Origin of the sequence: Clavibacter sp. MX14-G9D (assembly GCF_032917815.1) — a bacterium.
Classification (GTDB): Bacteria; Actinomycetota; Actinomycetes; order Actinomycetales; family Microbacteriaceae; genus Clavibacter; species Clavibacter michiganensis_K.
Genome location: NZ_JAVCVL010000081.1, coordinates 1 through 10,529 on the forward strand (window position 1 = coordinate 1; position 10,529 = coordinate 10,529).

The following is a 10,529-nucleotide window of genomic DNA, read 5'->3' on the forward strand; positions in this document are numbered from 1 at the left end:
CGGCGCACGCGGGACGGCAGCCGGTGCGACCGCGTCGCGAGCGGAGCCGCGGCCCGCCTCGCCCTCGGCGTCGTCCGACCCGGGGGTGTCCGACGGCGCTCCCTGCGCGGCCCTGCTCCCGGACTCCGCCGGGGGGTCGGACGCGGCGTCGGGCAGGGTCGTCTCGTCGGGCTCGTCGGTCACGGCCCCACGTTACCAAGGCGCCCCTCCCGGGCCGATGCGGACCCCGAGTGTGCCCGGGCGGCCCGCGCAGCGGCGTCCTGCCCGCCGCGCCATCCGGATCCGGACATCACGAAAGGGACACGACCCGCCCCCTTCTACCACCTATTTCCTCACCCGCGGCCTACGATGGAGGAGGCATGACGGAGTGTCGATCAGGAAACCCGCGGGTGAAGTCCCGGCGAACCCTCGACCCCGAGGGATCCCGGTAGCACTCGGCACCCCGCATCGAACGGAGAACACATGACCACGCAGGTAGTCATCCTGGCGGCAGGCATGGGCAGCCGTCTCGGCCGCAGCCTCCCCAAGCCCCTCACCGAGCTGAGCGACGGCCGCACCATCATGGGCCAGCAGTTCGACAACATCCGCTTCGGCCTCGGCGACGACGCCAAGGTCAGCATCGTGGTGGGCTACAAGCTCGACCACATCATCGACGCGTTCCCGGACGCCGACTACATCTACAACGAGCAGTACGACCAGACGAACACGTCGAAGAGCCTGCTCCGCGCCCTCCGCGCGTCCGCGCCCGGCGGCGTGCTCTGGATGAACGGCGACGTCGTCTTCGACCCGATGATCCTCCGCCGCGCCGCCGCGATGATCGCGCGCGACCAGTCCTTCGTCACGGTCAACACCTCCCGCGTCTCCGACGAGGAGGTCAAGTACACGACCAGCCCCGAGGGCTACATCCGCGAGCTGTCCAAGACGGTCAAGGGCGGCCTCGGCGAGGCGGTCGGCATCAACTACGTGTCGCGCGCCGACAAGCCGGTCCTCATCCGCCAGCTCGCCCGCGTCGCCGACCAGGACTACTTCGAGCGTGGAATAGAGTTGGCGATCGAGCAGGACTCCCTGCTCGTCGAACCGGTAGACATCTCCGACCTGTACGCGGTCGAGGTCGACTTCGCGGAGGACCTCGAGAGGGCCAACCTCTTCGTCTAGACCGCCTCGGGGATGCTGATGCAGAGGATCCCCGCCGTGCCCGATGCCGCCCGTCCCGGTCGCGCGTCCCGCACCCCCGCGGCGCGCTACCGCCGCTCGCTGTGGCTGCTCACCACCCGCGACCTGAAGGTCCGGTACTCCACGAGCGCGCTCGGCTGGTTCTGGTCGATCCTCGACCCGCTGGTGATGTCGGGGATCTACTGGTTCGTCTTCACGGTCGTGTTCTCCCGCGAGGTCGGCGAGGAGCCGTACATCGTCTTCCTCCTCGCGGCGCTGCTGCCGTGGATGTGGTTCACGGGCGCGACGAGCGACTTCACGAAGGCGTTCAGCTCGCAGGCGAAGCTCGTCCGCTCGACGCGGATCCCGCGCACGATCTGGGTCCTCCGCCTCGTGTTCGCGAAGGGGTTCGAGTTCGTCGCGAGCCTCCCCGTCCTCGCCGTCTTCGCCGTCGTCGCCGGCGCGCGCCTGGACCTGCACGTGCTGCTGTTCCCGCTGGCGGTGCTCATCCAGGCGGCGCTGCTGCTCGGCATCGGCCTCATCGTCTCGCCGCTCGTGGTGTTCTTCCGGGACCTCGAGCGCGCCGTGAAGCTCGTGCTCCGGTTCCTCTTCTACGCCTCCCCCATCGTCTACTCGTCCCGCGACCTGCCCGCGGAGCTCCACCCCTGGGCCGTGCTGAACCCGCTCACGGGGATCTTCGGGATCTACCGCTCCGCGTTCTTCCCCGCCGAGCTCGACTGGTACGCGGTGGGCATGAGCGCGCTCATCTCCGCGGTCCTCCTGGCGATCGGCACCCTCGTGTTCCGCCGCTCCCTCCCCGCCGTGCTGAAGGAGATCTGATGGACGCCGCCACGACGGACGCGCGGGCCGCGTCCCCCGTCATCGCCGTCGAGGACGCCGGGATCCGCTTCCGTCGCAACCGCAAGTCGCGCCGGAGCTTCAAGGACCTGTTCGGCGGCTCCACGAGGCGCGCGCGGCCCGGCGAGTTCTGGGCGCTGCGCCACGTCTCGTTCGAGGTGCACGCGGGCGAGGCAATCGGCGTCGTCGGGCGGAACGGCCAGGGCAAGTCCACGCTGCTGAAGCTCGTGGCGGAGGTGCTCATCGCGGACGAGGGCAGCATCGGCGTGCACGCCGGCGTCGCGCCGCTCATCGAGATCACGGGCGGGTTCGTGAACGACCTCACCGTGCGCGACAACATCTACCTGACGGCCGGGCTGCACGGCATGTCCAAGGCGGAGATCGACGCCCAGTTCGACGAGATCATCGCCTTCGCCGAGATCCCGGACTTCGTGGACACGCCCTACAAGCACCTGTCCAGCGGCATGAAGGTGCGCATCGCCTTCGCGGTCATCTCGCGCCTGGACGAGCCCGTGCTCCTCGTGGACGAGGTCCTCGCCGTCGGGGACCGCTCCTTCCGCGAGAAGTGCTACCACCGGATCGAGGAGATGCTGGCGGAGGGACGCACCCTGTTCTTCGTGTCCCACAACGAGCGGGACCTCCGCCGCTTCTGCACGCGCGGCCTGTACCTCGACAAGGGCGCGCTCGTGCTCGACGGCCCCATCGACGAGGTCGTCGACGCGTACAACGCCGACCTCGACCCCAAGCCCCCGGCCGCGTCGTCCGCGCACTGAGATCCGCTCCTCCCCAGCAGCGCTCCTGCACAGGCGCACGACCCCGCCCGTCGCACGCCGCGCCTACCGTGCACGCATGCTGCGACCCGTCCCGCCCCTGCCCCTCCGCCCGGATCCCGAGCCCGCCTACCGCGTGCCCTGGCTCTTCGACCGCACCCTCGAGCGACCCCGGTTCGCGCTCGTCAACGTCGGCGACGAGGTGCTGCACGCCATCTCGCTGCACCTGCTCGGGTCGGGCACGATGCTCTCGCGGGCTCCCGTCACCGTCCGGCCGGGCGAGCGCCTGTCGACGACCATCCGCGGCGACGACCTGGCGCTCGACACGGTCCTCGTGGTCCGCTGGTTCCGCCCGGACGGCGGTGAGTACCTGTGGCGGGTCAGCTTCTGACGGGCGCGTCGCCGCGGCGGTCGCGCTCCCGCTCCAGGCGGATGACATCGGCGGGCGAGTCGCCATCGTCCTGCGGCAGCATGTCCGCCGTCAACCCGGTCACGAGGATCCCGGCGTCCACGTCGAGGCCGCTCGCGATCTTGACGATGTTGCGCAGGCTCGGGTTGCGCTGGCCGCGCTCGATCTTGCCGAGCGCCGTCCAGTGGATGCCCGAGAGCTCGGCGAGCGTCTCCTGGCTGATGCCGATGCGCTGTCGCTGCTCACGGACGCGCGAACCGAACTCGGCGGCGGCGTCGGATACGGGGATGACCATGGCACATGCTTATCCGCCACATGAAGGAATGACCAGAGCGGTCGTGCCCCGACCGTCCGTGCCCGTTCCGTAGCGGACAGGCACGGTGTCCCCGGACGATCCGCCGGACGACGAGGGGACGAAGCGCCCAGGGGCCGCGCGTAGGCTCGGAGCATGAACGACGCTCCCGAGCTCGACCCGTCCGTGGCCACCGGCATCGATCGTCTCCTGTCCGTGCAGCGGCCCGTCGTGCTCGCCCACATCCGGTCCATCCGCGCCCGGCACCCGGAGGCGTCGCCGGACCGCATCATCGCCATCCTGGAGAAGCGGTTCCTCGCCGCGGTGACCGCCGGCGGTGCCGCGGTCGGCGCCAGCGCGGTCATCCCGGGCGTCGGCACGGGCGTGTCCCTGGCCCTCACGGGCGTCGAGACGGCCGGCTTCCTCGAGGCGAGCGCCCTCTTCGCGCAGTCCATCACGGAGGTCCACGGCATCTCGGTGGAGGATCCCGCCCGCGCCCGCGCGCTCGTCATGACGATGATGCTGGGGGCACCGGGCGCCCAGGTCATCCAGCAGTTCACGGGGCAGTTCTCCGGCCAGCCCGTGGACCGCAACGCCAACTGGGGTCGGGCCATCACCTCGGGCCTCCCCTCCTTCGCCATCGGGCCGATCGCCGACCGCATCAAGCGGGCCTTCATCAAGCGCTTCGTCGTCAACCAGAGCGCGAGCGCCATCGGGCGGGCGGTGCCGTTCGGCATCGGCGCGGTCATCGGCGGTGCCGGCAACCGGATGCTCGGCGGCAAGATCGTCGCCAGCTCCCGCCAGGCGTTCGGGCCGGCCCCGGCCGTGTTCCCCGACGAGCTCGCGGTGCCGGAGCGGAAGCCCCGCGTCATCCGCGTCGCCGAGAAGAAGGCCGCCAAGGGCTGATCCGCCCGTCGGCACCCGTCACCCCGTACCCGTCGACCGCGTCGGCGACGCGACCCGGCGTCGCGTCAGGCTTCCTCGTCCTCGTCGTCGACCTGCTCGTCGCCGGGATCCGTCGTCGCGTCGCGGAGGTGCAGGGCGGCGTGACGGTCCCACTCCCCCATGAGGTGCTCGATGGCCTGGTGGAACCGGGCCGTCGCCGCTCCCGGGGCCGTGTCGCCGAAGTAGTGCCGCACCCAGGCCGCCAGCCGGCGGTCGGCCGCCGCGTCGTGCTGCAGCGCGTCCAGCCGGGCCACGATGCCGCGGGCGTCGTCCGCCGTCAGCCACTCGCAGTCGGAGAGGTAGCCGTCGGTGTCGATCTGCGCCTCGGGCCGCACGGGCCGCGTGACCATGAGCGGCCGGCCGGCGGCCAGGCGGTCGTAGACCATCGCCGAGATGTCGACGATCGCGAGGTCCGCGGCGGACAGCTGCCATGCGAGCTCGCGCGACCGGTCCACGACGTGCTGCGCCGCCGGGTCCTCGACGTTCGCGCGCTCCAGCATCGCCGCGATCTCGCGGTTCGCGCGCGCGTACTCGGGGTCGACGACGCCGGATCGCGGGTGCGGGCGGTAGACGACGCGGTGGCGGCCCGTCGCGATCAGGTCGCGGACCAGGGGCACGCCGTGGGAGGCGATGGATCCGTAGGCAGCCGCGGGCCGATCGCCCTCCCAGGTGGGCGCGTACAGCACGACGGTGCGGTCGTCCGGGGTGTACGGGAGCTCGCCCGAGTAGTGATCCGCCTGCGGACGGCCGATGGGAATGGCCCGGCGGTCGAGGTCGTAGTCCCAGAGGACCTTGCCGAGCCGGGCGCGGGCGGCGTCCCCGGCGATGAGGCTGTAGTCGTAGGCCTTGAACTGGTTCGTGGTCATGTACATCTTGTCGGACTCGCCGTGGTTGACGAAGACGTGCCAGCGACGGCCGTAGCGCATCATCTGGAAGTTGCGGGTGTTCTGGTTGACGTAGAGGACGATCCGGATGTCCTGCTCCGCGATGACGCGCTCGAGGTCCGCGACGCGGCGCACGTACTCGACCGGCAGCGGGCTCTCGTCGAGCAGGGCGTTCGCGCCGCTGGGGTGCCGGCTGAGGATGACGACCGGGTGCGTCCGGGCCAGCTCGAGGAGCGGGCGGTACCACTGGCGGATCTGGTACATGTTCACCGCCGAGTCGGCGAAGTACACCGCGATGCGGTACTCGCCGGTCGGCGACGGGGCGCGGAGGGCGAGCTTGCGCTGCAGGGCCCCCCGCGCACGGCGCTGATGGACCAGCGAGCGGACAGCGCGCACGGCGAGGCGCGCATCGTTCAGGAGACCCATGCATCCACCGTAGCCAGCGCTCGGGGCCGGTCCGGACGAGCCCCGGCCGGGGGCGCGGAACGGTGTGCGATCGTGACCGGGGCGTCGCGCATCACGATCAGATGACGGGCGGCCTGCCCGCTCGCGTCATGCGGAGGACGGTGCCCCACGACATCGGACGACGCGGGCCGGGGGACGTGGTCCACCCCTCCCGCCAGCCGCGCAGCCAGGTGCCGAGGCCGTCGCGGCCACGCATGCTGCGGAGGAGCTGCACCGCGGTCCACGACCCGACGTACACGGGCACGAGCGGGAGCGGGAGGTTCCGGCGCGCGAGCCACACCCGGTTGCGGGCGTTGAGCCGGTGGTACTCCGCGTGGCGCGTGGGAGCGACGGCGGGGTGGTGCGCCACCAGGTCGCCGGCGTACCAGGCGCGCATGCCCTGGTCCCAGACCCGCCACGCCAGCTCGATCCCCTCATGGGCGTAGAAGAACGCGCCCGCCCATCCCCCTGCGGCCTCGAACGCGTCGCGGCGCACGACGACCGCCCCCTCCAGGACCGACATGACCGCGCTGGAGCGGGCGGGATCCCCCTTGCGGATGCGCGGGATCCACCGCCGCGGCGTGGCGGCGCCCGTCGGGTCGACGATGCGCGGCTGGATGAGCGCGACGTCCGGCATGCGCGCCATGAGCGCCCGGCAGTCCGTGAGGAAGGTCGCGCTGGGCACCGTCTCGTCGTCGTCGAGGAAGAACAGGGTCTCCCCCGACACCTCGGGGACGCCCGCGTTGCGACCGGCGGGGATGCCGAGGTTCACGGGCAGGTGCAGGCCGCGGACGCCGTCGGGCAGGCCGACCGGGTCCCAGCCGTTGCCGACCACGACCACGTCCGTGAGGACGTCCCGCTGCCGGAGCACCGAGGCGAGGGAGGCGGCCAGCCCCTCGGGCCGACGGCCCTGGCTCAGGATGACGACGCCGACGCGCGGCAGCGGCGACCTCACGCGGAGGTCAGCCGACGCGACGTGACGATCATGACGAAGTGCCCGACGAGGGCGAGCACGGCGAGCGGCACGAGCGCGACGAGCAGGACCCGGTCGGTCGCCGGCTGTCCCGCCACGAGGCCCACGAGCGCGACGACGAACACGACGATGGTCAGCTCGACCGAGTGGAACATCCGGTGGAAGGGCAGGAACCGCACGGCCCTGCGCGCGACCGCGATGAGGGAGTGCTGCGACGCGACCGTCCCTGCCCCGACGGGCGCCTTCGGCAGGTCGGCGGACGCGCGGGCGACGCGCACCATGTCGTTCAGCGCCTTGTTCAGCACGATGACGAGGGCGAGGGCGAACGCGAGCGTCGTCCACGGGAGGTCGCCGGGCGCCTCGAAGGGGTACGCGGCAGCGCGGATGCCCAGACCCAGCGCGATGAGCGTCTCCGTCGAGTAGTGACCCACCGCATCGAGGAAGTGGCCGACCGGCGACGAGGTGCGCCGCCACCGCGCCACCTCCCCGTCGCAGCAGTCCACCAGCATCTGCAGCTGCCCGAGGACGAGCGCGAGGGCGGCACCCGCGATGCCCGGGATGAGCAGCGCCGCGGCGGCGGCCCAGCCCGTGAGGATCATGACGACGGTGACCCCGTTGGCGCTGATGGGCGTCCGCAGCAGGAGCCAGGTGACGTAGGGCGAGAGGTCGCGGAGGTAGAGGTGGGCCGTCCAGTGCTCGGCATTGGCGCGGAGGCGCACCTCGGGGGGCTGGGTCACGCGCCGCAGCTCCGCGATGGAGGAGGGCAGGCCGCGGTCGCCGGTGCCGGGAGCGGCGCTCATCGGCCCGTGTGCCCGTCGAGGTCGTCGGTGAGCTCGAGGAAGCCGAGCACGAAGCCGGTCCCCCAGCTGAAGTGGATGGACGGGAGCACCGCGGCGAACCGCAGCATCGTGGCCGCGCCGTCCCGCGAGGCCACGGTGACGGTGCTCACCAGCACGAAGCCGGCGTAGACGCCCGGGACCACGAAGGCGGCGACCAGGCGCCGCAGGCCCGGCACCCCGATGGCCGGACCCACCAGGCCCGCGACGCCGAGGACGAGACCGGCCGCGACGCCGGCGACCGCGACGGGCGGCACGAAGTAGCGCACGGAGTTCTGCCGCGTGTACCGGCGGGCGAGCTCCCCGCGCCACAGTCCGGTCGCGAAGAACTGGCGGATGAGCGACCGGAACGTCGAGCGGGGCCGGTAGGTGACCTTCATGCGCGGCGTGAACCAGACGAGGCCGCCGCTCTGCCGGATCCTGCGGTTGAGCTCCCAGTCCTGACCGCGGCGGACGCCCTCGTCGAAGAGCCCCACCTCCACCAGCCGCTCGCGCCGGAACGCGCCGAGGTACGCCGTCTCGGCGGGACCCTCCTTGCCGCCGACGTGGTGCGCGGTGCCGCCGAGGCCGACGCGGGCGCCGTACGCACGGGCGACCGCCTTCTCGAACGGCGTCCGGCCCTCGGCCGACATGAGGCCGCCCACGTTGTCGGCGCCGGTCGCCTGCAGGGTCTCCACCGCGATGCGGGTGTAGTCGCGCGGGAGCAGCGAGTGCGCGTCGACGCGGATGACCACGGGGTTGCGCGTCGCGCGGATGGCCGCGTTGAGGCCGCCGGGGGTGGAGCCCGTGGGGTTGTCGACGCTCGTGATGCGCGAGTCCGCGCGCGCCATCTCCCGGACCACCTCGGTCGTGCCGTCGGTGCTCGGCCCGAGCGCCAGGACGACCTCGAACTCGCCGGCGTAGTCCTGCCGCATCATGCTGTCGACGGCCGCCCGGACGTGGTCCACCTCGTTGAGGATCGGCATGACGTACGAGACGGCGGGCAGGTCGCCGGGGCTGCCGGCGACGGGGTCTCGTCGCGGGTGGTGCGCCATCTGAGCCGATCTCTTGGAGGAGGTGCGGCCGGGGCCGTCGGGGGCCGAGCCTCGCAGCACATTACCAGCCCGCCCGTCCGCCCTGGACGCGGACGAGGGGCGGACCGGTGCTCACCGATCCGCCCCTCCCCGGGTCACGAGCTACTGCTGCAGCGTGCCGAGCGTGATGTCGACCTGCTGCGTCTGGCCGCCGCGGATCAGGGTCAGCTGGGCATCGCTGCCGCCGGCCAGCGCCCGGACCTGCGCCGTGAGGTCGCTGGCCTTGCTGATCGGGATGCCGTCGAAGGCCGTCACGATGTCGCCGCTCCGCAGCCCGGCGGCGGCCGCGGCCCCTCCGCTCTGGACCTCGACGATGAACGCGCCGCCGACCGGGGTCGTGTTGTCGGCGGCGGCCGCGTCACGGGCGCTCGCGCCGAGCAGCCCGTGCGACGCGCTGCCGCCGGCGATGATCTCCTTGCCGACCCGCTGGGCGAGGTTCGACGGGATGGCGAACCCGACGCCGATGCTGCCCGCGGTCGAGCTCGTCCCGCCCGCGTTGGCGATGGCGACGTTGATGCCCATGAGCCGGCCGTCGCGGTCGAGGAGCGCGCCGCCCGAGTTCCCGGGGTTGATGGCCGCGTCGGTCTGGATGACCGGGAGGCTGATGGTGGCCGCCGCCTGGGGCTGGCCGCCCGTGCCGCCCTGGCCCTCGTTGCCGAAGGGCCAGAAGTTGAACGGCGTCTCCTCGCTCTGGCTGCCGTCGCCCGGAGTCTCGGGAGCCGCGGACGAGGCGACCTGGATGCTCCGGTCGAGGGCGCTGACGATGCCGTCGGTCACCGTCCCGGACAGGCCGAGGGGCGCGCCGATGGCGATGGCGTCGTCGCCGACGTTGAGCTTCGAGGAGTCGGCGAACTCGATGGGCGTGAGGCCGCTCGCCCCGTCCATCTTGATGACGGCGAGGTCCACGACGGGATCCGTGCCGACGAGCTGCGCCGTGTACAGGGCCCCGTCCGCGGTCTTGACCTGGATGGTCGGGTCGCCGGTCTGGCCGTCGAGCGTCACCACGTGCGTGTTGGTGAGGATGTAGCCGTCGCTGGAGAGCACCACGCCCGATCCGGTGCCGCCGCCCTGGGCGCCGGCGACACTGATGGTGACGACCGAGCCGGACGCCTGCGCGGCGACGGCGGTGATCGGCGTGGCGTCAGCCGGGTCGTTGACCGTGATGTTGGCGGGAGCCTGGCTGGCCGCCTCCGTCGAGCCGTCCTCGTGCGCCACGGCCCAGACGGACAGGCCGCCCGCGGCTCCCCCGATGAGGGCGCCGACGGCGAGCATGGCGACGAGCGGCAGGGCCTTGTTCGCCTTCTTGCGCGGAGGCGTCGTGGTCGTGTCGGCGGCGGGTCCGTCGCCGGCGGCCGCGGTCCCCGCGACGGGGACCGTGGCGGTAGCGGCATGACGTTCCCCGTCGGGACCGGTGCCGTAGGCGAGGGTGTCGCGCTGGTCGGCGGGGGTGGGTGCGGGGTGGGCGCTCGCGGCCGGGCCGGCGGGCGCGGGCCAGGACGACCCGTCGCCGGTCGGTTCCGAGGAGCGCGACGATGCCGGGCCCGTGGCGTCGGTGCGGCCGGGGACCTCGCGGTCGCCCTCGTGCTCGTCTGCGCCGTGGCTTCTGTCGGTCATCGGTGGTGCTCCTCTCAGGTCGTGCCAGCTTCCAGGGCGAGTCTGGGCGTTCCCTATGGCTGCCCTGACAGCGCGCCGTCCGGGGGCCGCCGCGTCCCGACGGACGGCGGGAGCGTCGACGCGGCTGCTCGCCTGCTGCGTCGAGCGTACGCGCGAGGACGCGCACGAGCCGTCGCGAGGCGGTTCCCGGCGGTCGGGTCGCCGGGGACCCCGCCGCGTCTCAGCATCCGGGTCCGGCGTGGTGGGTCCCGCACGGCCCGGGCACCAGGACCGTGGACC

The 10,529-nt window shown here is 72.7% G+C and carries 12 protein-coding genes; 5 read left to right on the top strand and 7 right to left on the bottom strand.

Annotated features, from left to right (window positions below):
• Positions 1–183: hypothetical protein (locus Q6969_RS08420; protein WP_317230025.1), on the bottom strand; the 183-nt coding region annotated here is incomplete at its 3' end.
• Between the two features lie 279 nt (positions 184–462).
• Between Q6969_RS08420 and Q6969_RS08425 the strand changes: the two genes are divergently transcribed.
• The 4 genes from Q6969_RS08425 to Q6969_RS08440 all read left to right on the top strand — a co-directional run bounded on the left by Q6969_RS08425 (position 463) and on the right by Q6969_RS08440 (position 3,171).
• Positions 463–1,155 carry an NTP transferase domain-containing protein gene (locus Q6969_RS08425; RefSeq protein WP_317230026.1) on the top strand — a complete coding sequence of 231 codons (693 nt, stop codon included), beginning with the start codon at positions 463–465 and terminating at the stop codon, positions 1,153–1,155.
• Between the two features lie 18 nt (positions 1,156–1,173).
• On the top strand, positions 1,174–1,992 hold the full coding sequence (locus tag Q6969_RS08430) for an ABC transporter permease (protein WP_396335528.1): 819 nt from the start codon (positions 1,174–1,176) through the stop codon (positions 1,990–1,992).
• Positions 1,992–2,783 carry an ABC transporter ATP-binding protein gene (locus tag Q6969_RS08435; RefSeq protein ID WP_317230028.1) on the top strand — a complete coding sequence of 264 codons (792 nt, stop codon included), beginning with the start codon at positions 1,992–1,994 and terminating at the stop codon, positions 2,781–2,783. Before Q6969_RS08430 ends, Q6969_RS08435 begins: the two co-directional genes overlap by 1 nt.
• 76 nt (positions 2,784–2,859) lie before the next feature.
• Positions 2,860–3,171: a hypothetical protein gene (locus tag Q6969_RS08440; RefSeq protein WP_317230029.1), complete on the top strand. Its 312-nt coding sequence runs from the start codon at positions 2,860–2,862 to the stop codon at positions 3,169–3,171.
• Here Q6969_RS08440 and Q6969_RS08445 read toward each other — a convergent pair.
• Entirely contained in the window at positions 3,161–3,484 is a 324-nt protein-coding gene (locus Q6969_RS08445; protein ID WP_317230030.1) for a helix-turn-helix transcriptional regulator, read from the bottom strand. The two genes, Q6969_RS08440 and Q6969_RS08445, sit on opposite strands and share 11 nt — an antisense overlap.
• A gap of 153 nt (positions 3,485–3,637) precedes the next feature.
• Between Q6969_RS08445 and Q6969_RS08450 the strand changes: the two genes are divergently transcribed.
• Positions 3,638–4,387: a hypothetical protein gene (locus Q6969_RS08450; protein WP_317230031.1), complete on the top strand. Its 750-nt coding sequence runs from the start codon at positions 3,638–3,640 to the stop codon at positions 4,385–4,387.
• A gap of 65 nt (positions 4,388–4,452) precedes the next feature.
• Here Q6969_RS08450 and Q6969_RS08455 read toward each other — a convergent pair whose 3' ends face one another.
• The 5 genes from Q6969_RS08455 to Q6969_RS08475 all read right to left on the bottom strand — a co-directional run bounded on the left by Q6969_RS08455 (position 4,453) and on the right by Q6969_RS08475 (position 10,250).
• Positions 4,453–5,736 (bottom strand): hypothetical protein, encoded by a 1,284-nt coding sequence (locus Q6969_RS08455; protein ID WP_317230032.1) that lies wholly within the window; start codon positions 5,734–5,736, stop codon positions 4,453–4,455.
• A gap of 97 nt (positions 5,737–5,833) precedes the next feature.
• Positions 5,834–6,709, bottom strand: a complete 876-nt coding sequence (locus Q6969_RS08460; RefSeq protein ID WP_317230033.1) for a glycosyltransferase — start codon at positions 6,707–6,709, stop codon at positions 5,834–5,836.
• Entirely contained in the window at positions 6,706–7,527 is an 822-nt protein-coding gene (locus tag Q6969_RS08465) for a CDP-alcohol phosphatidyltransferase family protein (RefSeq protein WP_317230034.1), read from the bottom strand. Before Q6969_RS08465 ends, Q6969_RS08460 begins: the two co-directional genes overlap by 4 nt.
• On the bottom strand, positions 7,524–8,597 hold the full coding sequence (locus Q6969_RS08470; protein ID WP_317230035.1) for a glycosyltransferase family 2 protein: 1,074 nt from the start codon (positions 8,595–8,597) through the stop codon (positions 7,524–7,526). The genes Q6969_RS08465 and Q6969_RS08470 overlap by 4 nt, the downstream gene beginning before the upstream one ends.
• Before the next feature lie 141 nt (positions 8,598–8,738).
• Positions 8,739–10,250, bottom strand: coding sequence for a trypsin-like peptidase domain-containing protein (locus Q6969_RS08475; protein WP_317230036.1), 1,512 nt, complete (start codon positions 10,248–10,250; stop codon positions 8,739–8,741).
• Positions 10,251–10,529: the final 279 nt, after the last annotated feature.